This is a genomic window from Brevundimonas sp. Br13 (assembly GCF_055391505.1).
On the sequence record NZ_AP044008.1, the window covers coordinates 20,715 to 41,153 of the forward strand.

The 20,439-nt window shown below is 67.7% G+C and carries 29 protein-coding genes; 14 read left to right on the plus strand and 15 right to left on the minus strand.

Annotated features, from left to right (window positions below; all coding sequences use genetic code 11):
- Window positions 1-256: 256 nt before the first annotated feature.
- The 9 genes from map to ACZ5M6_RS00120 all read left to right on the plus strand — a co-directional run bounded on the left by map (window position 257) and on the right by ACZ5M6_RS00120 (window position 6,076).
- The gene (gene map / locus ACZ5M6_RS00080) at window positions 257-1,075 is read left to right on the plus strand and encodes a type I methionyl aminopeptidase (RefSeq protein WP_054763879.1); all 819 of its coding nucleotides are present in this window, start codon (window positions 257-259) and stop codon (window positions 1,073-1,075) included.
- Between the two features lie 249 nt (window positions 1,076-1,324).
- Window positions 1,325-1,654, plus strand: a complete 330-nt coding sequence (locus ACZ5M6_RS00085) for a hypothetical protein (protein ID WP_054763880.1) — start codon at window positions 1,325-1,327, stop codon at window positions 1,652-1,654.
- The gene (radC, locus tag ACZ5M6_RS00090; protein WP_152948862.1) at window positions 1,654-2,400 is read left to right on the plus strand and encodes a RadC family protein; all 747 of its coding nucleotides are present in this window, start codon (window positions 1,654-1,656) and stop codon (window positions 2,398-2,400) included. Before ACZ5M6_RS00085 ends, radC begins: the two co-directional genes overlap by 1 nt.
- A complete protein-coding gene (locus tag ACZ5M6_RS00095; protein ID WP_464159153.1) occupies window positions 2,400-3,404 on the plus strand; it encodes a N(4)-(beta-N-acetylglucosaminyl)-L-asparaginase in 1,005 nt (334 codons plus the stop codon). Before radC ends, ACZ5M6_RS00095 begins: the two co-directional genes overlap by 1 nt.
- Window positions 3,401-3,991: a GNAT family N-acetyltransferase gene (locus tag ACZ5M6_RS00100; protein WP_444573243.1), complete on the plus strand. Its 591-nt coding sequence runs from the start codon at window positions 3,401-3,403 to the stop codon at window positions 3,989-3,991. Before ACZ5M6_RS00095 ends, ACZ5M6_RS00100 begins: the two co-directional genes overlap by 4 nt.
- Window positions 3,992-4,034: 43 nt before the next feature.
- Complete coding sequence (locus ACZ5M6_RS00105) at window positions 4,035-4,277, plus strand: BolA/IbaG family iron-sulfur metabolism protein (RefSeq protein ID WP_054763938.1); 243 nt, start codon at window positions 4,035-4,037, stop codon at window positions 4,275-4,277.
- 4 nt (window positions 4,278-4,281) lie between these two features.
- Window positions 4,282-5,169, plus strand: coding sequence for an aldo-keto reductase family protein (locus tag ACZ5M6_RS00110; protein ID WP_152948865.1), 888 nt, complete (start codon window positions 4,282-4,284; stop codon window positions 5,167-5,169).
- An 89-nt stretch (window positions 5,170-5,258) separates the two neighbouring features.
- The gene (grxD, locus tag ACZ5M6_RS00115; protein WP_054763940.1) at window positions 5,259-5,621 is read left to right on the plus strand and encodes a Grx4 family monothiol glutaredoxin; all 363 of its coding nucleotides are present in this window, start codon (window positions 5,259-5,261) and stop codon (window positions 5,619-5,621) included.
- Window positions 5,621-6,076, plus strand: coding sequence for an acyl-CoA thioesterase (locus tag ACZ5M6_RS00120; protein WP_464159154.1), 456 nt, complete (start codon window positions 5,621-5,623; stop codon window positions 6,074-6,076). The genes grxD and ACZ5M6_RS00120 overlap by 1 nt, the downstream gene beginning before the upstream one ends.
- Here ACZ5M6_RS00120 and ACZ5M6_RS00125 read toward each other — a convergent pair.
- Window positions 6,060-6,440, minus strand: coding sequence for a hypothetical protein (locus tag ACZ5M6_RS00125; RefSeq protein ID WP_152948867.1), 381 nt, complete (start codon window positions 6,438-6,440; stop codon window positions 6,060-6,062). The genes ACZ5M6_RS00120 and ACZ5M6_RS00125 overlap by 17 nt on opposite strands.
- Window positions 6,441-6,709: 269 nt before the next feature.
- Here ACZ5M6_RS00125 and ACZ5M6_RS00130 point away from each other — a divergent pair, with 269 nt between their 5' ends.
- Window positions 6,710-7,807 (plus strand): NADH:flavin oxidoreductase/NADH oxidase, encoded by a 1,098-nt coding sequence (locus tag ACZ5M6_RS00130; RefSeq protein WP_464159155.1) that lies wholly within the window; start codon window positions 6,710-6,712, stop codon window positions 7,805-7,807.
- 7 nt (window positions 7,808-7,814) lie between these two features.
- Here ACZ5M6_RS00130 and ACZ5M6_RS00135 read toward each other — a convergent pair whose 3' ends face one another.
- Together ACZ5M6_RS00135 and rpsD are read right to left on the minus strand one after the other, a co-directional pair.
- Window positions 7,815-8,183, minus strand: coding sequence for a hypothetical protein (locus ACZ5M6_RS00135; protein WP_182714204.1), 369 nt, complete (start codon window positions 8,181-8,183; stop codon window positions 7,815-7,817).
- A gap of 210 nt (window positions 8,184-8,393) precedes the next feature.
- Window positions 8,394-9,011 carry a 30S ribosomal protein S4 gene (gene rpsD, locus ACZ5M6_RS00140; protein WP_054763944.1) on the minus strand — a complete coding sequence of 206 codons (618 nt, stop codon included), beginning with the start codon at window positions 9,009-9,011 and terminating at the stop codon, window positions 8,394-8,396.
- A 247-nt stretch (window positions 9,012-9,258) separates the two neighbouring features.
- On the opposite strand from rpsD, the gene ACZ5M6_RS00145 reads away from it, so the two are divergent.
- A complete protein-coding gene (locus tag ACZ5M6_RS00145) occupies window positions 9,259-9,474 on the plus strand; it encodes a hypothetical protein (RefSeq protein WP_054763945.1) in 216 nt (71 codons plus the stop codon).
- Window positions 9,475-9,534: 60 nt separating this feature from the next.
- Here the strand turns inward: ACZ5M6_RS00145 and ACZ5M6_RS00150 are convergent, their stop codons facing one another.
- The 8 genes from ACZ5M6_RS00150 to ACZ5M6_RS00185 all read right to left on the minus strand — a co-directional run bounded on the left by ACZ5M6_RS00150 (window position 9,535) and on the right by ACZ5M6_RS00185 (window position 14,510).
- Entirely contained in the window at window positions 9,535-10,152 is a 618-nt protein-coding gene (locus ACZ5M6_RS00150; RefSeq protein ID WP_152948870.1) for a superoxide dismutase, read from the minus strand.
- A gap of 108 nt (window positions 10,153-10,260) precedes the next feature.
- On the minus strand, window positions 10,261-10,485 hold the full coding sequence (locus ACZ5M6_RS00155; protein WP_152948871.1) for a hypothetical protein: 225 nt from the start codon (window positions 10,483-10,485) through the stop codon (window positions 10,261-10,263).
- A 15-nt stretch (window positions 10,486-10,500) separates the two neighbouring features.
- Window positions 10,501-11,463, minus strand: a complete 963-nt coding sequence (locus ACZ5M6_RS00160; protein ID WP_464159156.1) for a DUF4350 domain-containing protein — start codon at window positions 11,461-11,463, stop codon at window positions 10,501-10,503.
- A 4-nt stretch (window positions 11,464-11,467) separates the two neighbouring features.
- Window positions 11,468-12,307: an S-formylglutathione hydrolase gene (fghA, locus tag ACZ5M6_RS00165; RefSeq protein WP_464159157.1), complete on the minus strand. Its 840-nt coding sequence runs from the start codon at window positions 12,305-12,307 to the stop codon at window positions 11,468-11,470.
- Window positions 12,304-12,726 carry a type II toxin-antitoxin system VapC family toxin gene (locus ACZ5M6_RS00170; protein ID WP_464159158.1) on the minus strand — a complete coding sequence of 141 codons (423 nt, stop codon included), beginning with the start codon at window positions 12,724-12,726 and terminating at the stop codon, window positions 12,304-12,306. Before ACZ5M6_RS00170 ends, fghA begins: the two co-directional genes overlap by 4 nt.
- The gene (locus ACZ5M6_RS00175; RefSeq protein WP_336970219.1) at window positions 12,723-12,950 is read right to left on the minus strand and encodes a FitA-like ribbon-helix-helix domain-containing protein; all 228 of its coding nucleotides are present in this window, start codon (window positions 12,948-12,950) and stop codon (window positions 12,723-12,725) included. Before ACZ5M6_RS00175 ends, ACZ5M6_RS00170 begins: the two co-directional genes overlap by 4 nt.
- 51 nt (window positions 12,951-13,001) lie before the next feature.
- Window positions 13,002-13,385, minus strand: a complete 384-nt coding sequence (locus ACZ5M6_RS00180) for a VOC family protein (protein WP_464159159.1) — start codon at window positions 13,383-13,385, stop codon at window positions 13,002-13,004.
- 18 nt (window positions 13,386-13,403) lie between these two features.
- Window positions 13,404-14,510: an S-(hydroxymethyl)glutathione dehydrogenase/class III alcohol dehydrogenase gene (locus tag ACZ5M6_RS00185; RefSeq protein WP_183215150.1), complete on the minus strand. Its 1,107-nt coding sequence runs from the start codon at window positions 14,508-14,510 to the stop codon at window positions 13,404-13,406.
- A gap of 212 nt (window positions 14,511-14,722) precedes the next feature.
- On the opposite strand from ACZ5M6_RS00185, the gene cobB reads away from it, so the two are divergent.
- Complete coding sequence (cobB, locus tag ACZ5M6_RS00190) at window positions 14,723-15,439, plus strand: Sir2 family NAD+-dependent deacetylase (protein WP_464159160.1); 717 nt, start codon at window positions 14,723-14,725, stop codon at window positions 15,437-15,439.
- A 48-nt stretch (window positions 15,440-15,487) separates the two neighbouring features.
- On the opposite strand, the gene ACZ5M6_RS00195 is transcribed toward cobB, so the two are convergent.
- Entirely contained in the window at window positions 15,488-16,045 is a 558-nt protein-coding gene (locus tag ACZ5M6_RS00195; RefSeq protein WP_182714212.1) for an OmpA family protein, read from the minus strand.
- Window positions 16,046-16,417: 372 nt separating this feature from the next.
- On the opposite strand from ACZ5M6_RS00195, the gene ACZ5M6_RS00200 reads away from it, so the two are divergent.
- Complete coding sequence (locus tag ACZ5M6_RS00200) at window positions 16,418-17,248, plus strand: hypothetical protein (protein WP_464159161.1); 831 nt, start codon at window positions 16,418-16,420, stop codon at window positions 17,246-17,248.
- A gap of 104 nt (window positions 17,249-17,352) precedes the next feature.
- Here ACZ5M6_RS00200 and ACZ5M6_RS00205 read toward each other — a convergent pair whose 3' ends face one another.
- From ACZ5M6_RS00205 to ACZ5M6_RS00215, 3 genes are all read right to left on the minus strand, one after another.
- Window positions 17,353-17,454: a hypothetical protein gene (locus ACZ5M6_RS00205; RefSeq protein WP_395942208.1), complete on the minus strand. Its 102-nt coding sequence runs from the start codon at window positions 17,452-17,454 to the stop codon at window positions 17,353-17,355.
- Window positions 17,455-17,604: 150 nt separating this feature from the next.
- The gene (locus tag ACZ5M6_RS00210) at window positions 17,605-18,390 is read right to left on the minus strand and encodes an RNA methyltransferase (protein WP_464159162.1); all 786 of its coding nucleotides are present in this window, start codon (window positions 18,388-18,390) and stop codon (window positions 17,605-17,607) included.
- Between the two features lie 168 nt (window positions 18,391-18,558).
- Window positions 18,559-19,578, minus strand: coding sequence for a phospholipase C/P1 nuclease family protein (locus tag ACZ5M6_RS00215; protein ID WP_464159163.1), 1,020 nt, complete (start codon window positions 19,576-19,578; stop codon window positions 18,559-18,561).
- A gap of 214 nt (window positions 19,579-19,792) precedes the next feature.
- On the opposite strand from ACZ5M6_RS00215, the gene ACZ5M6_RS00220 reads away from it, so the two are divergent.
- Window positions 19,793-20,437 carry a DUF4168 domain-containing protein gene (locus tag ACZ5M6_RS00220; protein WP_224761075.1) on the plus strand — a complete coding sequence of 215 codons (645 nt, stop codon included), beginning with the start codon at window positions 19,793-19,795 and terminating at the stop codon, window positions 20,435-20,437.
- Window positions 20,438-20,439: the final 2 nt, after the last annotated feature.

Sequence of the window (20,439 nt, forward strand, 5' to 3'; positions counted from 1 at the left end):
GCGCTTTCGTCAGGAAAACGTTGCATGCGTGGCGGGTCTCCGCCCGGAAACGGGCGAAACTGTGTCTGAAAAAGCCCACATGATCACACCGGCGAGAGGTTACGCCGGGGCAGGTTCATTCGGATGAACGACAGTGTCGCGCAATACACAGTCATTCTTTCCGCAACGGAAGGAATCCCTGACCGCCCCACATTCGCCTTGCGTATCCGTGATAGGATCGCCATCTGAAGCCGCTTCCGTCGCCGAATAGAGCCCCATGTACGAAACGCCCGAACTGGAAACCGACGCCCTGGTCCGCTCCAGCGCCATCCGCATCCATCAGGCGGAGGATTTCGAAGGCATGCGCAAGGCCGGTCGTCTGGTCGCCGAGGCTCTGGACATGATCGCCGCCCATGTGAAACCGGGCGTGACGACAGGCGCGATCGACGACCTGATCCGCGAATTCACCCTGGACCACGGGGGGCTGCCCGCCTGCCTGGGCTACAAGGGCTATGAGAAGACCGTCTGCACCTCGATCAACCACGTCGTCTGCCACGGCATCCCCGGCGACAAGGTTCTGAAAGAGGGCGACATCGTCAACATCGACCACACCGTCATCGTCGACGGCTGGCACGGCGATTCCAGCCGCATGTATGCGGTGGGCGAGATCAATGCCCGGGCCAAGAAGCTGATCGACGTCACCTATCAGTCGCTGGAGTTGGGCCTGGAGCAGGTCAAGCCGGGCAATACGTTCGGCGACATCGGCTTCGCCATCCAGAAGTTCGTCGAGGCCCAGCGGATGAGCGTGGTGCGCGACTTCTGCGGCCACGGCATCGGCCGCGTCTTCCACGACAGCCCCAACGTCCTGCACTATGGCAGGAAGGGCGAGGGCGCCGTGCTGAAGGCCGGCATGTTCTTCACCGTCGAGCCGATGGTGAACCTGGGCAAACCCCATGTGAAGGTCCTGTCCGACGGCTGGACCGCCGTGACCCGCGACAAGTCCCTGTCGGCCCAGTGCGAACACACCATCGGGGTGACGGAAGACGGGCTGGAAATCTTCACCGCCTCTCCGGCAGGACTGTTCCGCCCGAACTGAGCGGGCGAGAGCCACGCCGCCTGCGCACAGGCTCTATCCTCTTCGATGTCGTGACGCTAGGTTGCCGCCGCACAACCGAAGAGCACGACGATGAAGACGCCTTACGCCGCCGCCGGCTTGTTTCTTCTAACGCTTGGTTGCGCTTCGGCCGACAGGTCTGAGGTCGAGCGAGACCGACCCGCCGACGATCGCCAGACGGCTGCTCGGCGATGCGTTCCTTTGGAGACAAAGGCTTGGTTCAGCTGTTGGGTGTCCGCCTCGAACGCCCCGCTGACCCATTGCGTCGCCTACGCTGAGGACGACCCCGCCTGCGGGCTGAAGGCGCGGGGGGGCGCCTATCTGAGCCGCGGGGCGCCGAGCGACCATGCGGGCGCCGCAGATTGGTCGGGCGGCTGGATGCTCATCCCTGTTTTTGCGGATGAAGAGGGCCGCGTCGGAATGGCGGCCACGCGGATGGATGGAACACGCTATCTGAGCCATCACGACCAGTCGCCGCCCCCGACGGACGCGCCCCTTCCCCCGCGGTGGCCGCGTTGGCCTGCGGGGCTGGAGTTCGGCCCCGAGCAGACCAAGCCCTGATGTCGGAGACGGACGAAGCGGCCGGGGCGCCGGGCCGAACCAAGTCGTCGCCGCGCCACAGCGGTCATCGCGACCGGCTGCGCGAGCGGGCCGCCAAGGGTGGTCTGGGCGCCCTGCCCGACTATGAGCTGCTGGAACTGCTGCTGTTCCGCAGCGTGCCCTATAAGGACACCAAGCCGCTGGCCAAGGATCTGCTGGCGCGGTTCGGCGGGCTGGAGGGCATCGGCGCCGCCAGCCACGAGGCGGTCGAGGATCAGGTGGCGCGTTCCCTGGGCTATGCGCCCGGCAAGGCGACGCGGGCGGTGGCGCTGGACCTTCAGCTGATCTTCGACGTGACGCGGCGGATCGCGCGCGAGCCGACGGCGAAACGGCCCGTCATCTCGTCCTGGAGCGCCCTTCTGGCCTATGTGCGCGTGGCCTTGCAGCACGAGCCGCGCGAGCAGTTCCGCGTCCTCTACCTGGACAAGAAGAACCAGCTGATCCTGGATGAGGTCCAGAACAGGGGCACGGTGGATCACGCGCCGGTCTATCCGCGCGAAGTGGTGCGTCGCGCCCTGGAGCTGTCGGCCAGCGCCCTGATTCTGGTGCACAACCACCCTTCCGGCGACCCGACGCCCAGCCGCGCCGACATCGAGATCACCAAACAGGTTGTGCAGGCCGGCCGCGCCCTTAATGTCGAGGTTCACGACCATCTGGTCGTCGGCCGCGACGGGGTGGCCAGCTTCAAACAATTGGGTCTGATGTGATGATCAATCTGTCGCGCCGCAGCCTGATCGCCGCGTCCGGACTCGCCGCTGCGGGGGCCGCAGCCGCTGGATCGGCCTTGGCCGAAGCGGCGCCCGTCGTCATGGCCTCGACCTGGGACTTCGGCGCGGCGGCCAACGCCGAAGGCTGGAGGGTGCGCCAGAGCGGCGGCTCGGCCCTGGACATGGTCGAGGCGGCGGCCCGCGTGCCCGAGGCGGACCCGACCAACGCCTCGGTCGGCCTGGGCGGCTATCCGGACAGGGACGGCCATGTGACCCTGGACGCCGTGATCATGGACGACGCCGGCGGTCTGGGCGCCGTCTGCGCCCTTGAGGACGTGGTTCACGCCGTCTCGGTCGCGCGCCGTGTGATGGAGAAGACCCCGCACGTCATCCTGGTCGGGGCCGGCGCGCGGGACTTCGCCCTGTCAGAAGGGTTCGAGACGACGAATTTGCTGACGCCCCAGGCCGAGGCCGCCTGGCGCGAATGGCTGAAGACCGCCCGCTACGCCCCGCGCGCCAACAGCGAGAACGACGACTGGCGCCGGGCGGGCGCCGGCGGGGTTCTGGATCATGACACCATCGGCGTCCTGGGCCGCGACGCGACCGGCCGCATGGCCGGGGCCTGCACCACCTCCGGCATGGCGTTCAAGATGCGCGGCCGCGTGGGCGACAGTCCGATCGTGGGCGCTGGTCTGTTCGTCGACGCCGAGGTCGGCGCCGCCACGGCGACCGGGGTGGGTGAAGAGGTGCTGCGGGTCTGCGGCGCCCACGCCGTGGTCGAGGCCATGCGTCACGGAATGGACCCGGCGACCGCCTGTCGGCAGACGATCGAACGGATCGCCCGGCTGCGGGGGCGGGCCGTCGCCGAGGCCCAGGTCGGGCTTCTGGCCCTGACCAAGGCGGGGCGCGTCGGGGCCTTCGCCCTTCAGCCCGGCTTCACCTACGCCGTCACACGCGCCGACGGGGCGACCGAAATCTTGAACGCCGAAAGCCTGTTCGGATGAACCGGCCGACCCTGACCACCCAACGGCTGGTGCTGACGCCGGTCGATCTGGCCGACCTTGAGGACCTGCAAGCCCTCTGGGCCGATGCGGACTTTACGCGCCACATCACCGGCCGTCCCATGACCACCGAGGAGGTCTGGTTCCGCCTGCTGCGCGACCTGGGCCAATGGGGCGTAAGGGGCTACGGCAGTTGGACGATCCGCCTGGTCGAAGGCGGCGCCTATGTGGGCAATGTCTCGATCCTGGATCATCGACGGCTGATCGATCCGCCGATCGACGATCCGGAACTGGGCTGGGGCCTGGCGCCCGCCTTCCAGGGACGGGGCTTTGCGAAAGAGGCCCTGGAGGCGGCCCTGGCCTGGGCCGACGCCCATCTGAGAGCGGCGCGGACCCTGTGCATGATTTCGCCCGACAATCTGGCCTCCGTTCGCCTGGCCGAGCGGGTCGGCTACCGCCCCTATCGGCGCACCACCTATAGGGACGAGCCGGTTCAGCTGTTCGAACGACCCCGGGGTGCGACTGGGCGCGAACTGAGCGCGAACTGGGCGCAGGCTGACCGAACCGGCCCCGCCGTAGTCCGTCGTTAAGGTTTATGGGGCAGTCTGACGCGACCAGATCGAAGGCCCGCCCATGCCCATGTCCGTCGAAACCCTGCGTCGGCATCTGATCGACGCCTTTCCCGACGCGGAAATCGCCATCGAAGACCTCGCCGGGGACGGCGATCATTATCGCGCCCGCATCGTTTCCAACGCCTTTGCGGGCCTGGCGCGCGTGCGCCAGCATCAGTTGGTCTACGCCGCCCTGAAGGGACAGATGGGCGGCGCCCTGCACGCCCTGGCCCTGGAAACCTCAGCCCCATCCGACAAGGGGTGATCGGATGCGCTATCGTCCCTTCGGCGCCTCGGGCGCGGCGATTTCCAATCTGACGCTCAGCCTCGGCCCCGACTGCCTGGCGCGGGGACGCGAAGCGGCGCTGGACCTGCTCTACTCGGCGCTTGAGGCGGGCATCAACGCCTATCGACTGGAGACCGCCGATTCCGTTCTGGCCGAGATTCTGGGCGAAGCCCTGTCCCACGTGGACCGCAAACTGGTGTGCGTGGCCCTGACCCTGGGCGCCGACCGCGACTTTTCGGCCGAAGCCATGACCGCCGCCCTGGATCGCGTGCTGCACTTCTCGCGGCTGGGCTGGATCGACATCGCCATCCTGCAGGAACCGGGGGAACACGAACTGTCGCAACAGGCGCTGAACGCTCTGAAGGCGGCGCGCGCGGCCGACCGCGTCAAACTGCTGGGCGTGGCGGGTTCGGGCGACGTCATGGACGCCTATATCTCCACCGGCGCCTTCGACGTCCTGGCGACGCCGTTCGACATCAATGCTGACTGGAAGCGGCGCAACCGCCTGCGCGCCGCACGCGAACAGGACATGGCCGTCATCGCCTATGACTTCTACACCGACCGTCGCGCCAGGCCGCGCGGCCCAGAGACCGTCGCCAAAAAGGGCCTGTTCGGTCTGGGCGCGCCCAAGCCGCCGCAACGTTCTGGCGGACCGGACGCCTTCGGCTTTCTGTATCGCACCCCCGGCTGGTCGGCCGAGTCCATCTGCCTGGGCTATGTGCTGACTGAGACGACGATCTCCAGCGTCATCGTGCGCGCCACCGACCCCGACCATCTGCGGATCTTGGCCGAGACGCCCGAGCGCGATCTGCCCCCGTCCCTGGCCGCCCAGATCGAAATGGGTCGCGTCGCCGCCTCGGCCGCGGCCTGACTGAGCGCGTCAGAACCGCGTCGGTTCGCCGCGCCTTGACCCGGCGGTCCCCTCTCCCTAGCTGACGGTCTTCGCGAAAGGCTTCTCCCGTGACCGACACCGTTTCCGCCGACCCCGTCCACGCCTTCATCAGCGACACCGTGAGCCAGCACGACGTCGTCCTGTTCATGAAGGGCACGCCGGACCAGCCGCGCTGCGGCTTCTCGTCCCTGGCGGTGCAGATTCTCGACCATGTGGGCGCGCCCTTCGTCGGCGTCGACGTCTTGCAGGACGAGGCCCTGCGCGAAGGCGTCAAGACCTTCACCGACTGGCCGACCATTCCCCAGCTCTATGTGAAGGGCGAATTCGTCGGCGGCTCGGACATCGTGCGCGAGATGTTCCAGGCCGGCGAGCTTCAGGCCCTGATGGCCGAAAAGGGCGTGGCCCTGGACGGGGGCGCGGGCGAGGCCTGATGGCGCGTCCCGCCCTGACGCCGCGCGAGGACCGGGAGGTCTTCGTCGTCCCGCTGGAGGTCCGGCCCGACCATATCGACGCCAACGGCCATGTGAACAATGTGGTCTATGTCGGCTGGCTTCAGGACGTCGGCACGGCCCATTGGAACGCCCGGTTCGACGAAGCGACGCGGGCCCGCTGGTCCTGGGTCGCCCTGCGGCACGAGATCGACTATCTGCGCGCCATAGAGCCGAACGCGACCGGCGTCATGGCCCGTACCTGGGTCGGCGATCCCCAGGGGCCGCGGTTCAACCGCTATGTCCGGATCGAGGACGGCCAGGGCCGGCTGTGCGCTCAGGGCGTGTCCGAATGGTGCCTGGTGGACGCCGCCACCTTGAGGCCGCACCGCATCCCCCCGCCGATGGTCGCCGTCTTTTCGACGACGACCGGGGCGACGGCTATTTCAGCGGATTGACGATGCGGGCCGGGGTTCCCGGCTCCAGACCCAGTTCGGCATAGGTCCAGCGCAGTTCGACCCCGTCGGGAACCAGGGCCTTGCACAGGTCCTGTTTGGTCCGGCGCAGGGTGATTTCGGTCGGATCATTGTCGGCGATCGACACTTCGAAATCCGACGCCTGGGTGCAGCCGTTGGAATCGACCCGCGCCACCAGGGCGCCGTCGGCGAAGCGGGCTTCGCGGATGGCCTCCGCCGGAGGCCCGTCCCTGCGCGAGACGTTGACCGAGACATTCTCGCCGGCTTCGCTGTCATAGATGACGCAGCCGGCCAGCAGCGGCGCGGCCAGGGCGCCGACCGCCAGGATACGCAGCCCCCGCATCATTGGTCGGACGCCGGGGTAGTGATGACCCGGGTGGTCGGCTTTTCGGTCGAAACGATGATGCAGCCCGACAGCAGCGGGGCGGCGATGGCGATGGCGAGAGCGAGGCGAAGCATTGGTGTTCCCCAGTTGAAGCTTGAGCCTTTTGTGACGCGCTCACCGCCGCCACACACGTGAATTTTCGGCAAGCCAGGTGAACAATCGGAAAGGTCGGGCTTGATCCGCTTCGAAACAGACATAGTTGCAGTCGCCGCCCACCGGACCTGCCCGCCATGAGCCGCCTCTTCTCGTCCCACGCCCTCGGCCCCCTGACCCTGCGCAATCGCATCGTCGTGGCGCCCATGTGCCAGTATTCCGCGATCGACGGCGCGCCCCAGCCCTGGCACCACCAGCACATCGGCCGGCTGGCCCTGTCCGGCGCCGGCCTAGTCATCATCGAGGCGACGGGCGTCACGCCCGAGGGCCGCATCACCCCGGACGACGTCGGCCTGTGGAACGACGAACAGGCCCAGGCCTTCGCCGACATCCTTCGCGGCGTGCGGACCTATTGCGACACTCCGATCGGGATTCAGCTGGGCCATGCGGGACGCAAGGCCTCGACCGCCGCGCCGTGGAAGGGGGGCGGCCCTCTGGCGGCCGAGGACGGAGCCTGGACCACCTACGGCCCCTCGGCCCTGCCCTTCCGCGAGGATTGGCATACCCCGTTGGAGATGACCGAGGCCGACATGAACCATGTGGTCGCCGCCTTCGAGGCGGCGGCGCGCCGGGCGGACCAGGCAGGCTTCGACCTGGTCGAACTGCACGCCGCCCACGGCTATCTGCTGAGCGAATTCCTGTCGCCCCTGTCGAACCGCCGCACCGACGCCTACGGCGGCTCGGCCGAGAACCGGGCGCGCTTTCCCCTGCGCGTCGCAAAGGCCTTGCGCGAGGCCTGGCCTCGGACCAAGGCCCTGGGCGCGCGCTTCAACGGTTCGGACTGGGTCGAGGGCGGCGTGGCGCTGGAGGAGGCCGTCGCCTTCGGCCAGGCGCTGCACGGCTTGGGTTACGACTATCTGCACCTGTCCTCGGGCGGCAACGTCCCCCGCGCCCCGATCCCCGGCGACCAGCCCGGCTATCAGGTCCGCTTCGCCGAGGCGGTCAAACAGGCGGCGCCCCAGGCCAGCGTCATGGCCGTGGGCATGATCTTCGATCCCCACCAGGCCGAGGCGATCGTCGCCTCGGGACAGGCCGATCTGATCGCGGTGGCCCGCGCCGTGCTCGACGATCCCAACTGGGCCCATCACGCCGCCGTCGCCCTGGGTCAGGACGAAGGTCTGCCGCCCCAGTACGAACGCGCCGGCAAGGCCCACTGGCCCGGATACGGCCGCTGAGGGCCGATCAGGTCTGGGGCAGCTGATAGGGATTGTTGACGCTGACGGGGGAGCCGGGCGCCAGGCCCAACTCCTCGAACGACCATTTCAGCTCGACACCGCGGATCGAGGGCTTGTCGCAGGTGTCCTCATCGATCCGGCGCAGGGTGATGATCGCATCCCCGCCCTTGATGCTGACGATGGGGATCAGATCCTCCTTGCGGGTGCAGCCGTTGGAGCTGACCCAGAAGACCGCCTGGTCCTTGGTGAAGGCCGCTGCATGGATCGGCTCCAGGGCGCCGGGCATGCCGACGGTCGAGACGGTCGGCCCGTCCAGACCGCCCGCACAGGCGGCCAAGCTCGCCGATGCGGCGGCGATCAAAGCCAAGCGTTTCATGATGGAGTCGTGCAACGGACGACCTCCCCTGCCTCAAAGCCTGAACCGGCCGAGAATGCGCCTGTTCGCTCCTTGAGGGAACAGCATAAAAGGCGAAAGGCCCCGGACGAATCCGAGGCCCTCCAAACTGAACACTTCAAAGGGACGACCAAGGGGCTCAAGTAGCCCGAAGGGCGATAGCCCCCTTGAAGAAAGCTTCGTAAGCTCGGCTTACGAAGCGTAGTATTCGACGACCAGGTTCGGTTCCATCTTGACGGCGTAGGGCACGTCCGACAGTTCCGGCACGCGGACGTAGCGGACGGCGAACGAACGGTCCGACAGTTCCAGATAGTCCGGCACGTCGCGTTCCGACGACTGCTGGGCTTCCAGCACCAGGGCCATGTTGCGCGACTTTTCCTTCACCGAGACGACGTCGTCGGGCTTCACGCGGTAGGAACCGATGTCGACCTTCTTGCCGTTGACCAGGACGTGGCCGTGGCTGACGAACTGGCGGGCGGCCCAGACGGTGGGCACGAACTTGGCGCGATAGACGATGGCGTCCAGGCGCGATTCCAGCAGGCCGATCAGGTTTTCCGAGGTGTTGCCCTTGCGGCGAGCAGCCTCGTCATAGGTCTTGGCGAACTGCTTCTCGGTGATGTTGCCGTAGTAGCCCTTCAGCTTCTGCTTGGCCTTCAGTTGCAGGCCGAAGTCAGAGACCTTGGACTTGCGGCGTTGGCCGTGCTGACCGGGACCGTAGGAACGCTTGTTGACCGGAGACTTGGCGCGACCCCACAGGTTTTCACCCATGGCGCGGTCGATCTTGTATTTGGCGCTGTGGCGCTTGGACATTCTATTCTCTTTTCGACGATGCGGCCCGGCGTCCCCTGAATTGGGGATGCGATCTCAACGGCGGTCCACGCATCTTCCGTCATGAATCCCGCCTGCGGCGAACCGAGGCGTGGAAGGCGGCGCTTATGGCCATGCAGACTGTCGGAGTCAAGTCAGACAGGCCGTTAAGCACGATGGCGGGGAACCAAGCCGGGCCTCGCTTCTTTCCTGTTCCGACGCAGACCGCCGAGGAGAAGGGAGGATTGAAATGCGAACCGACGCCCCGCGCTTTCAGGCCGGCCTGTCCGACCGCGGGTTCGAGACGCTGAAGCGCCGACTGGTTGATCTGGTCGAGCCGCTCAGCGACCACCAGCTGCTGGATCTGGCCGACGGCATCCACGACCTGCTGCGCCAGCGCCGCACCGTGCGCCGCCATCACGCCGAGCGGATGAACGACCGGCTGCGCGACGGCCTGCCCATCTGACGAAAACACCCGCCGGAGGTCTCTCCGGCGGGTGTTCGTTCGGCTTGCCTAAGCCCGCCGTTATTGGGCGACCGCGGCGGCGTACAGTTCGTTGACCTTATTCCAGTTCACCACCGTCCAGAACGACTTCAGATAGTCGGCGCGGCGGTTCTGGTATTTCAGATAATAGGCGTGTTCCCAGACGTCGGCGCCCAGAACGACCTCGCCCCGCTCCTCGACCACATCCATCAGCGGATTGTCCTGGTTCGGGGTGGAGGTGATCTTCAGCTTGCCGTTCTGCACGATCAGCCAGGCCCAGCCCGAGCCGAACTGGGCGGCGCCGGCGGCGTTGAAGTCTTCCTTGAACTTGTCCATGCCGCCCAGGTCGCGGTCGATGGCGGCGGCCAGCTCGGCCGAGGGTTCGCCCGTCTGACCCGCCGGGGCCAGCAGTTCCCAGAACAGGCTGTGGTTCCAGTGACCGCCGCCGTTGTTGCGCACGGCCTTGGGCGCGGTCGAGATGCTGGTGAAGATCTCTTCCAGAGTCTTGTTCTGAAGCGAGGCGTCGGCGTCGACCGCCTTGTTCAGATTGTCGACATAGGTCTGATGGTGCTTGTCATGGTGGAAGGTCATCGTCTCCTTGTCGATGGCCGGCTCCAGCGCGTCATAGGCATAGGGCAGCGGGGGCAGGGTGAAGGCCATGGGGAGTTTCCTCTCGCGACAGATTTCCGATACGCCTCATCTAGGCGCCCGTTCGTGAAACCCAAGCGACGACGCCTGGATTCGTTCCGACTTATCGGCCGGGAACGGTCAAGCTGGCAAGTTGGACTTCAGACAGTCGCGCACCGCCCGCTTCAGATCGCCCGGCGCATTGGGCTCGTCCACCCCTTCCGCAGCGAGGACCGCCCGCACGGCGGCGTCCAGCCCGCCCGGCAGGGCGGCGATCACGCGCTTTTGCCCCTTCTCATGCAGGCAGAACCCCACCTCGCGGCACAGGGCGGAAAACATCGGCTCATAGGGATCGGGGGCGTTCATCCCGTCCCCTTAACATCAGGGGATCAGACGGGACAGCCAGTGCGCCAGGTTCAGCGCAAACTGCTGATCGTCGTGCCCTTCGGTGTTGAGGCCGAACCGAACCGGCGCGCGGTCCGGCTGGTCGGGAAAACGAATGATCTGGGCGGTCAACATCGCCGCCTCGCCCAGCACCACCACCCGCCCCCGTCCAAAGGAGAAGGCCAGACCCTGGGCGGGAAACGCCGGTCGCGTGTAGCGGCTAAGGGTTTCGGCCCGTTCGCCTCGGGCCAGGCCCTCCCGAACGGCTTGCAAGGCCTCTCGGTCGGTCGCCTCCAGAGCGTCCGCGCTCATCGCCATCAAGACGGTGGAACCGGCGGGGCCCTCCAGCGACTGGCCCGTAAAGGTCTTCACGACGCGGACGCGCTCGGCTTCATTTCGCCCGGCGATGATGGGATGATCGCCCAGGGCCTGAGACGGAAAGGTCAGGTTGGCGGTCAGATCGTCGCCTATCCGCTGAAAGGCGTAGCCCTTGCCCATTTTGACGCCGAACCGCTCCGCCAGGGCCTCCGCCGCCGAACCGTGGGGCGCATGATCGGCGACCAGCAGCAGCGAGCCGCCCTGGCTGACCCAGTTGGCCGCCGCTTCGATTTCGCCGGGATCGAAGGCTGAAATGCGAGATCCGTCTTCGGGAGCGGCGGGATTGACGACCACCAGCACCGCGACGTCCCGCAGCGCGCCGGCCTCGTCCAGACGCCCGCGCCCCGCCTCCACCCGATAGCCGTCGGCGCGCAGCAGGGCGGCGAAACCCGCATAGCGTCCCTCGATCGTCTGAAGGCTGCCGTGCCCCTGATCAATGCGGATCAACGGCCCCGCCTCGGCATAGGCGGGAACGACGCCCTGGGGCCTCCAGTCCAGATCGCCGGACTGCTCCTGCGCCGCCGACGCCCCGGCCGAAAGCCAGAGGGCCATCCCGATGACCATCGTCAGCCGCAGGCTCATGCGTTCAGGCCTTCAGCCGCGCGGCGTGGAAGGCGATGTGGTCGGCGATGAAGCTGGTCATGAAGAAGTAGGAGTGGTCATAGCCGGGCTGCATTCGCAGGGTCAGGCCCTGGCCTGCGGCCTCGGCGGCCGCGCGCAGCAGTTCGGGCTTCAGCTGGTCGGTCAGGAAGCTGTCGGCGTCGCCCTGGTCCACCAGTATGTCGTCATACGCGCCGCGCGCGGCGCCGGCCTCAATCAGCCTGGCGGCGTCGTGACGATCCCAGGCGGCGCGGTCCTCGCCCAGATAGGCGGTGAAGGCCTTTTCGCCCCAGGGGCAGCGCGTCGGCGAACAGATGGGGGCGAAGGCGGAGACCGAACGGAACAGGTCCGGATGGCGCAGCGCCAGGGTCAGGGCGCCGTGGCCGCCCATGGAATGGCCGCTGATCGACCGGACGCCGGTGGTCGGGAACTCCGCGTCGATCAGGGCGATCAGTTCGTCCGTGACATAGGTTTCCATGCGGAAATGCGGCGCCCAGGGCTCTTGCGTCGCATCGACGTAGAAGCCCGCCCCCTGGCCCAGGTCATAGGCTGGGTCGTCGGCGACGCCTTCCCCGCGCGGGCTGGTGTCCGGCGCCACGATGATGAGGCCGTGCTCGGCGGCGGCCTGGTAGGCGCCGGCCTTGGTGGTGAAATTATCCTCGGTGCAGGTCAGGCCCGACAGCCAGATCAGCACGGGGAAGGGCCCCTCCCCGCCCGGAACGAAGACCGACAGGGTCATGGGCGTGCCCGTGGCCGCGCTGTCGTGTTTCAGATAGCGGAGCGTGCCGCCATGGACGATGTGGGTCTTGGTGGTTTGGAGGGTCATGCGACGCTTTCCGGCAGGCTCAGGAGACGAACATCCATGTCATTGACGGCGCCCAGTTTGCGAGCGAGCTTGCCATCGGCGGTGATGAGCGCCAGCCCCTGCCGTCGCGCCGTCACGGCATAAAGGCAGTCGGTCATGGAATGGTTGAGGTCGCAGGCTAAGGTGAAGGCTTCCGAAATCAGCGCTCGGTGATCGCTCAGATCGACGACCTGCCGAATGATGGACAAATTCTCTGTCGCGGACGACGCCTGCAATTCGCCACGAACGACATAGCGACGAAAGACATTGGCCGCTTCCATCAGCATCAGGTCCGGCGCAACGGCCGGGCCGTGTATTCGGCGCGCCTCGATCGCGGCGTCAGCCAGCGGATCGTCGATGAACCATTTGACGACGACGCTGGCGTCGAAGACAGCGCTCACTGATCGCGGTCTTCGCGGATCAGAGCCGTGGAGTCGAGCGCTGAGCCTCGCGTTTGCTCGCGGGATCGTCGAGAAGCCGCCTCGAACCGCGCCTCGACGTCCATGGCCTCGCGCGCGGCCATGTCCCTGAACTTCTGCTCCAGGGAAATGTTCTCCGCCTTCGCCATCATCTTGAGACGGGCGACGATACGGTCGTCGAGATCGCGAACCAGAACCTGAGCCATAAGTCATGATAGCATAGCGCTATCACGACGCCAACGCCTCACCCAGGCCGTTCAGCCGACCCGGTGCATGGCGCAGATCTTGTTGCCCGACGGATCGCGCAGATAGGCCAGATACAGCTTGCCGAAGGCGCCCTGGCGCAGGCCGGGCGGGTCTTCGATCGCGGTTCCGCCGGCCTCCACGCCCGCGGCGTGGAAGGCGTCGACCGCCGCCGTGTCCTTGGCCGCAAAGCCGATGGTGCCGCCGTTGGCGTGGCAGGCCGGTTCGCCGTCGATCGGCTTACCCACGGCGAAGGCGCCGTGGGCCGTGCGCCACCAGTAGCGGCCCTTCGGATCAGGCCCCTGAGCGGCGTCGATGCCGAGGGCGCCCAGGGCGGCGTCATAGAAGCGGCGCGAAGCCTCGATGTCGTTCGCGCCGACGGTGACGTGGGTGAACATGCGTTTCTCTCCCTTGAACTAGAAGACCACCACCGACCGGATGCTCTCGCCCGCATGCATCAGGTCGAAGGCTTCGTTGATCCGCTCCAGCGGCAGGGTGTGGGTGATCATCGGATCGATCTCGATCTTGCCGTCCATGTACCAGTCGACGATCTTGGGCGTGTCGGTGCGGCCGCGCGCCCCGCCGAAGGCGGAGCCGCGCCAGACCCGGCCGGTGACCAGCTGGAACGGGCGGGTGGCGATCTCCTTGCCCGCCTCGGCCACGCCGATGATGATGCTCTCGCCCCAGCCGCGGTGGCAGGCTTCCAGCGCCTGGCGCATGACCACGGTGTTGCCGGTGCAGTCGAAGGTGTAGTCGGCGCCGCCGCCGGTCAGTTCGACCAGATGGGCGACCACGTCGGAGACCTCTTTCGGATTGACGAAATGGGTCATGCCGAACCGACGGCCCCACTCTTCCTTGTCGGGGTTGATGTCCACGCCCACGATCATGTCGGCGCCGACCATCTTCAGCCCCTGAATGACGTTCAGGCCGATGCCGCCCAGGCCGAAGACCACGGCGTTGGCGCCCGGCTCGACCTTGGCCGTATTGACCACGGCCCCAACGCCGGTGGTCACGCCGCAGCCGACGTAGCAGGCCTTGTCGAAAGGCGCGTCCTTCCTGATCTTGGCCACCGCGATCTCGGGCAGGACGGTGTAGTTGGAGAAGGTCGAACAGCCCATATAGTGGGCGATGGCCTGGCCCTTGTAGCTGAAGCGGCTGGTGCCGTCGGGCATCAGACCCTTGCCTTGGGTGGCGCGGATCGAGGTGCACAGGTTGGTCTTGCGCGACAGGCACGACTTACACTGACGGCACTCGGGCGTGTAGAGCGGGATCACGTGGTCGCCGACGGCGACCGAGGTCACGCCCGGCCCCACCTCGACCACCACGCCCGCGCCCTCATGCCCCAGGATCGAGGGGAAGATGCCCTCGGAGTCCAGACCGTCCAGCGTATAGGCGTCGGTGTGGCAGATGCCGGTGGCCTTGATCTCGATCAGCACCTCGCCGGCGCGCGGCCCCTCCAGATCGACCTCGACGATCTCGAGCGGCTTCTTGGCTTCGAAGGCGACGGCGGCGCGGGTTTTCATGGCGGGGGCTCCTTGGTTTGCGCCTGTGTGTCACGAGGGGCGCCGCCGACGCTAGCCCCGCGCCGAAAACGCCACTCAGATTTTTTGAGTGCACTTTCGTGCAGATTTTTGAGATTTACTCGCAAGTGCGCGCGACATTCGATGTCTATCGCGCAACCACGCCAAGATCGGACGCAGGCTGACCGTCGGCGTCGAACGCGCTAATCAGGGTCATGACCCATCGCAACCTCGTCGTCCTGACCGGAGCCGGCATATCGGCCGAGAGCGGCGTGCCCACGTTTCGGGCGTCAGACGGCCTGTGGTGCGGGCACAGGGTGGAAGAGGTGGCGACGCCGGAGGGATATGCGGCGAACCCCGCCCTGGTGCAGGACTTCTACAATCAGCGACGGCGGCAGTTGGCGGAGGTCCGGCCCAATGCGGCCCATGTCGCCCTAGCGGAGCTGGCCGCGCGGTGGGAGGGGGATTTCCTGCTGGTCACGCAGAACGTCGACGATCTGCACGACCGGGCCCATGCCGAGACGCCGCCCGCCGCCGGGTTCGAGCTGATCCATATGCACGGCGAACTGCTGAAGGCGCGCTGCACCCGCTCGGGCGTGGTGATGGACTGGGCGGGGGACATGGCGGCGGACGAGCCTTCCCCGCACCATCCGCAAGGGCGGATGCGGCCGCACATCGTCTGGTTCGGGGAGATGCCGCTGCAGATGGAGCGGATCGAGGCGGCGCTGGCGGCCTGCGACCTTTTCGTTTCGATCGGCACCTCGGGCGCCGTCTATCCGGCGGCGGGGTTCGTGCAGTTAGCCCGATACGCCGGGGCGCGGACCGTCGAGATCAATCTGGAGCCGACGCAAGGGGCGGGCCTGTTCGACGAGGGGGTCTATGGTCCCGCGACCGAGGCCGTGCCGGCCTTCTTCCGCGACCTGCAGACCTGAAAACGACGGCCGCATCGCTGCGGCCGCCGATCTCTGGATCAAGCCCGGTCAGGCCAGAACGACGATGGTCACGCGCCGGTTCTGCGCCCGGCCCTCGGGGGTGTCGTTCGAGGCGACCGGTTCTTCCTGGCCGTAGGAGATGGTCGACATCCGGTTCAGGGCCACGCCCTGGCGGTTCAGGAAGCGACGCACGGCCTCGGCCCGCTGCTCGCCCAGCTGGTCGTTGTGCTCGGGCGTGCCGGTGGAGTCGGTATAGCCCTGGATCTCCAGATAGACGTTGCGGTTTTCGCTTTGCAGACGCTGGGCGAACTGGGCCAGACGTTGCTCCGCCTCGGGCGACAGGGCGGCGGCGTCGGTCGGGAACTTCACGGAATCGTCGGACAGGACGACCTGATAGAGGAACTTGCCTTCCGCCAGCTTGTGGGCGTCATTGGCCCGTTGCAGGGCCTGGCCCGCCGTGCCCTCGACCTGGGTCACCCGGTTGTCCACCACCTCGACCTGATCACGCACGAAACGATGGCTGGCGCAGCCGCTCGCCGCAAAGCCCATCGCGACGAGGGCGCCGCCGAGGACCGCCGTCCTGAGTTTCGATCTGCTCAAGTTCATGTCTCCTTCTTGCTGGGGGCGCCACGCCCAGTTCATGCGCCAGATGAAACTGCGGTAGGCGACAAGGCGGAGTAATGACGCGCTTTAGGCGGCAAAATGTCAGCTTAGCCGTTCGGTCTTCGACGAAACCCGCCATTTTCGATGAACAAGTGGAACCAGAAGGCGCGCCGTTACGTTGCGCCGCCAGCAGGCTTCGCCGTATGGCGGACAATCTGGACTATTGCTGATCTTAGACAGCGACCAGTTGTATTCGCGCCTTCGCCACCTTCCTGACGCGACTGAATGTTTTCAACAGACAGTCGTGATTTTTTACAGGGGTTCGTCGCGAATGACCATGCGAACGACGTCTCACATCGCATCACGGATCGGCGATTGAGCCCGGCAGCGATCCGGCGACGGGCCCTGGCGGTCGCGCCGGTGGTGTTCGGCCATGCGGCCCTGGTGCTGATGATGACGGCCGTGCGGCCCGAGCCGCCGGCCCGGCCGACGCCGGAGCCGGCGATCCTGGTCGAACTGGTCGCCCCGCCGCCGCCGCCGCCCGCGCGCGTCCCCGCGCCGGACCCTTCCCCGACGCCGGACGCCCCGGCTGCGGCGGCCGAGACGCCCGCCCCGGCCAAACCCGCCCCGCGACGCGCGCCCCCAGCGGTCGCGGCGGCGCGGCCGCGCAAGATCGTCGACCGGCTTCCGCCCGATATCGAACCCCTGCCCGCCGCCCCCGCCCCGCCGGGACCGCCCCTGCCCCTGTTGGGCGCGGCCCAGCTGGCGGGCGCCGCGACGGTCGGCGCCGGTCCGGGCGGCGGGGGCGGCGATGGAGTCGGCGGCGGGGGCGGAAACGGCGGGACGGGATCAGGCCCAGGCTCCGGCGGCGGGTCCTGCGACATGGTGCGCTGGGTCCAGGACGCCGTGCGCGACGACGCCGCCGTGCGCCGCGCCGTCATCGCCGCCAGCCGGGAGATGAACGCCGCCGGCCGGGCCATGCTGGTCTGGAACGGCGACTGGCTGCAAAGCCGCAACCAGGCCGGCAAGGGTCTGGCCGGGGTGCGCCAGGCCATTGCGCTGGAGGTCGCCTTCGCGCCGGCCGAGTGCCGAAACCAGCGGATGACGGGCCTGGCCGTGCTGACGCTGGAGGACGGCGCCGAAGGGGCGCGGATCGCCCTGGGCAAGGGCAGCTGGCGCTGGTCGGACCTGTTGGGGGCGGGTTAGACCTTTGGGATGTGGGGGCGTGGGGCGTGGGGTGTGGGGCGACCGGATACCCAGCACGCCCAACCTTCACCACCCCCCACAACCCAAACCCCACGCCCTTGAACTCACGCCCTCGGTCCAAACAGGATGATCCCCGCCCCGATCAGGCAGACCGCCGCGCCGATCAGGTCCCAGCGGTCGGGCGTCGTCTTCTCGACCACCGCCATCCAGACCAGAGAGGGGTCTTTTCCTCCGCCGTCATCCTCGGGCTTGACCCGAGGATCGGATTGTCCGTCTGAAAACCGTCAGGATAGACCCGACGCCCTTTTCGCCCGATCCTCGGGTCAAGCCCGAGGATGACGAGGGGATGGGAGCCTCTACTCGCCCGTTTCAGCCTTCGCCGCCCGCTCGGCCGCCAGCTTGGCCAGCACCCGGCCCCGCCCCCGGGCCAGGGCGTGGATGGCGCCGCGCATGGTGGCGACCTCCTGTTCGGAGAAGGCGGCGCGGCCCAGCATGACGCGCAGGTTCTGGCTCATCGAGCGCTTCTTCTCGGGCGGATAGAAGAAGCCGCCGTTCTCCAGCTCCTCCTCCAGATGTTCGTACAGGCCGATCAGCAGGTCGTTCGAGGCCGGCGGCTCGGCCTCGCGGAAGCGCGGCGGCGGGGCGTCCAGGATCAGGGTGCGCCATTCATAGGCGTTGATCGCCACCGCCTGGGCCAGGTTCAGCGAATGGTGCTTCGGGTCGATCGGAATGGTGACGATGCCGGCGCACAGGGCGATGTCGGTCGTCTCCAGGCCGGCGCGCTCGCCGCCGAACAGCAGACCGGTCTTCAGGCCCGAGGCCGTGTCGTCATAGAGGACGCGACTGGCCTCGCGCGGGGTGCGGACCGGCTGGCGCGTCTCGCGCGGGCGGGCGGTGGTGGCGAAGACGGTGTTCAGGTCGGCGATGGCCTCGGCGACCGTGTCGAACACCCGCACCCCGTCCAACACCCAGTCGGCGCCCGAGGCCGTGGCCCAGGCTCGCTCCTGGGGCCAGCCGTCGCGGGGGCTGACCAGGCGCAGGTCCGACAGGCCGAAGTTCGCCATCACCCGCGCCACGGCGCCGATGTTCTCGGCCATCTGAGGCTTGTCCAGGATGACGGCGGGGGGAGTCAGATCGGGCATTCGATGCACATACTCTTTCCGCTCATCCCGGCGAAAGCCGGGACCCAGTGCTTTCGCATCTCCAACGGCGCCTTAACGCGTCGGACGAAAGGTCGAGCGCCGCTTTCAAGATCGAAGCGCCCAAAGGTCTGGGTCCCGGCTTTCGCCGGGATGAGCGGATAACCAGGTTCAGTCCTCGCCGACCAGGGCCAGCCAGGGATCGGCGGTTCCGGCCTCGACCTCGGCGACCTTGACGGCGGGCCAGCCGATGGAGGCGTCGGCCGAGGCGGTCCAGGCGGCGGCGATGAAGTCGCGCAGCTCGGCCGCGCCCGCCGCCAGCCGTTCGTTGACGAAGGCCGCGCCGCGCGGGTCGGCGTCGCGGAAAGCCCCCGCCTTCTCCAGTCGATAGAAGGGGACGACCGTGCCGAGCGTCGTCGTCAGATAGGCGACGGTGCGCGCCTTGACGTCGAAACCCGTCAGATCGGCGGCGGGCATGGCGGCCTCGACAGCGTCCAGGCGGGCGACGCGGCTGGTGAAGGCGCCTTCGAACAGGGCATGGGTCTGGCGCGAATTGGTGAAGCCTTCCGGGTTCGGAAAGTCGCCCCAGCCGTTGTAGTGGATGCTCGTATGGTGGGGCTGGGAGCCGTCGCCGACATAGTGGCCCATCACCCCGATGTCGCGCAGGATCAGGGCCTCGCGGCGGATGCGGTCGGCGCGGTACCAGGCCTGGCGCTCCATATTGGTCTCGCGCTTTTCGGCGGCGTTCAGCACGCGCCAATAGGCGAAGTCGCGGCCCAGGTTCTGCCAAGCGTCCATCATGGCGTAGGGCAGATAGCCGGCGTCGTCGACGTCCAGGCCCGCCTGGGTCAGGGCGGCGTCATATTCCGACTTCAGACGCGGCAGGGCGTTCAGGCTCATGCCGCGCTGGTCGTAGACCCGACCCTGGTCGTCCAGGTCGATGAAGTGGGCCGTATCCCGTTCGCGGTCGTGCGGCTGGCCCGCGCCCTTCCAGCGGTCGGGCTCGCGCGCCAGTTCGCCGACGTCGGCGACGGCGCCGGGGGTCTTCAGAAAGGCGGGCAGGTCGTCCGGCAGGGCCCGCATCGCCGCCACCCCGATCAGCCGGTGCCCCGTATTGCCCCAGGCGTCCACCTGGACGGCGGGGACGGCGACGGCGAGGACCGCCAGGGCGGCGATGGCGAGACGTTTCATACAGGTGATCCTTGCGCAGATCACGACCGTCTAACGCATCCTTGATCGGCTCTCCAGCCCGACGAGGTGGCGATCGTGGCGCGAACGCCTAGGTTAGGCGGGCTCCCCGCCTTCTTGTCCCCTTCAGGCTCCACAGTCGCGGGCGAGCGACGACGTGATTGCGTCGTCGTCGTCGATGACGGCTTTCGTGGACGCCAGACCGAAAGGACCACGCATGATGCGCGCGCCCCGTTTCGCCCTTCTCGTCTCCGCCGCCGCCCTTCTGACGGCCGCAGGGGCCCAGGCCCAAACCGCCACGCCCTATCAACCCGCCTCCGGCCAGACGACGCCGACCCAGGCGGCCCCGGCCGATCCGAACGATCCCTCCACCTTCACCGACGAAGAACTGCGCAAATACGACGCCGCCATCACCCGCGTCCGCGCCGTCAGCGACACTCTGAACGGCGCCCAGCCGACGCCGGAACAGCAGGCGGAAATGGCCGCTGCGGTCCAGGATTCTGGGCTTGAGGTCGTGCGCTTCAACGCCATTTCGCGCGCCGCTGCGGACAATCCGGTGATCGACGCCCGGATCAGGGCCATGAAGGCGCCGCCGCCCGTCCCCGGCTCCGTCGCCGCCGGGGTGAGCGAGGCCGAACTGACCCAGTTCGTCCAGGCCATGGAGAAAATCCGCGCCGTCACCGCCACTGTGCAGAACGGCCAGGCCACGCCGGAACAGAGCGCCCAGCTGACCGCCGCCGTCCAGGGCTCGGGCCTGGCCGTGGATCGCTTCAACGCCATCGCCACCGCAGTGTCCCAAGATGCGGGGCTGCGCGCCCGGGCCGAACTGATCGGCGCCCGTTATCAGGCGGCGTCTCAATAGGG

What these genes read in the sequence shown, in the direction of transcription:
- ACZ5M6_RS00180 (WP_464159159.1), bottom strand. Translation starts at nt 13,385, where the DNA reads ATGTTCACCCACGTCACCGTCGGCGCGAACGACATCGAGGCTTCGCGC.
- ACZ5M6_RS00185 (WP_183215150.1), bottom strand. Translation starts at nt 14,510, where the DNA reads ATGAAAACCCGCGCCGCCGTCGCCTTCGAAGCCAAGAAGCCGCTCGAG.
- ACZ5M6_RS00220 (WP_224761075.1), top strand. Translation starts at nt 19,793, where the DNA reads ATGATGCGCGCGCCCCGTTTCGCCCTTCTCGTCTCCGCCGCCGCCCTT.
- ACZ5M6_RS00095 (WP_464159153.1), top strand. Translation starts at nt 2,400, where the DNA reads ATGATCAATCTGTCGCGCCGCAGCCTGATCGCCGCGTCCGGACTCGCC.
- ACZ5M6_RS00210 (WP_464159162.1), bottom strand. Translation starts at nt 18,390, where the DNA reads ATGCCCGATCTGACTCCCCCCGCCGTCATCCTGGACAAGCCTCAGATG.
- ACZ5M6_RS00135 (WP_182714204.1), bottom strand. Translation starts at nt 8,183, where the DNA reads ATGAAACGCTTGGCTTTGATCGCCGCCGCATCGGCGAGCTTGGCCGCC.
- ACZ5M6_RS00215 (WP_464159163.1), bottom strand. Translation starts at nt 19,578, where the DNA reads ATGAAACGTCTCGCCATCGCCGCCCTGGCGGTCCTCGCCGTCGCCGTC.
- ACZ5M6_RS00125 (WP_152948867.1), bottom strand. Translation starts at nt 6,440, where the DNA reads ATGATGCGGGGGCTGCGTATCCTGGCGGTCGGCGCCCTGGCCGCGCCG.
- radC (WP_152948862.1), top strand. Translation starts at nt 1,654, where the DNA reads ATGTCGGAGACGGACGAAGCGGCCGGGGCGCCGGGCCGAACCAAGTCG.
- ACZ5M6_RS00155 (WP_152948871.1), bottom strand. Translation starts at nt 10,485, where the DNA reads ATGAACGCCCCCGATCCCTATGAGCCGATGTTTTCCGCCCTGTGCCGC.
- ACZ5M6_RS00105 (WP_054763938.1), top strand. Translation starts at nt 4,035, where the DNA reads ATGCCCATGTCCGTCGAAACCCTGCGTCGGCATCTGATCGACGCCTTT.
- ACZ5M6_RS00160 (WP_464159156.1), bottom strand. Translation starts at nt 11,463, where the DNA reads ATGAGCCTGCGGCTGACGATGGTCATCGGGATGGCCCTCTGGCTTTCG.
- ACZ5M6_RS00150 (WP_152948870.1), bottom strand. Translation starts at nt 10,152, where the DNA reads ATGGCCTTCACCCTGCCCCCGCTGCCCTATGCCTATGACGCGCTGGAG.
- rpsD (WP_054763944.1), bottom strand. Translation starts at nt 9,011, where the DNA reads ATGTCCAAGCGCCACAGCGCCAAATACAAGATCGACCGCGCCATGGGT.
- ACZ5M6_RS00205 (WP_395942208.1), bottom strand. Translation starts at nt 17,454, where the DNA reads ATGGCGGTGGTCGAGAAGACGACGCCCGACCGCTGGGACCTGATCGGC.
- map (WP_054763879.1), top strand. Translation starts at nt 257, where the DNA reads ATGTACGAAACGCCCGAACTGGAAACCGACGCCCTGGTCCGCTCCAGC.
- ACZ5M6_RS00110 (WP_152948865.1), top strand. Translation starts at nt 4,282, where the DNA reads ATGCGCTATCGTCCCTTCGGCGCCTCGGGCGCGGCGATTTCCAATCTG.
- ACZ5M6_RS00175 (WP_336970219.1), bottom strand. Translation starts at nt 12,950, where the DNA reads ATGGCTCAGGTTCTGGTTCGCGATCTCGACGACCGTATCGTCGCCCGT.
- ACZ5M6_RS00130 (WP_464159155.1), top strand. Translation starts at nt 6,710, where the DNA reads ATGAGCCGCCTCTTCTCGTCCCACGCCCTCGGCCCCCTGACCCTGCGC.
- ACZ5M6_RS00120 (WP_464159154.1), top strand. Translation starts at nt 5,621, where the DNA reads ATGGCGCGTCCCGCCCTGACGCCGCGCGAGGACCGGGAGGTCTTCGTC.
- ACZ5M6_RS00100 (WP_444573243.1), top strand. Translation starts at nt 3,401, where the DNA reads ATGAACCGGCCGACCCTGACCACCCAACGGCTGGTGCTGACGCCGGTC.
- fghA (WP_464159157.1), bottom strand. Translation starts at nt 12,307, where the DNA reads ATGACCCTCCAAACCACCAAGACCCACATCGTCCATGGCGGCACGCTC.
- ACZ5M6_RS00195 (WP_182714212.1), bottom strand. Translation starts at nt 16,045, where the DNA reads ATGAACTTGAGCAGATCGAAACTCAGGACGGCGGTCCTCGGCGGCGCC.
- ACZ5M6_RS00145 (WP_054763945.1), top strand. Translation starts at nt 9,259, where the DNA reads ATGCGAACCGACGCCCCGCGCTTTCAGGCCGGCCTGTCCGACCGCGGG.
- cobB (WP_464159160.1), top strand. Translation starts at nt 14,723, where the DNA reads ATGACCCATCGCAACCTCGTCGTCCTGACCGGAGCCGGCATATCGGCC.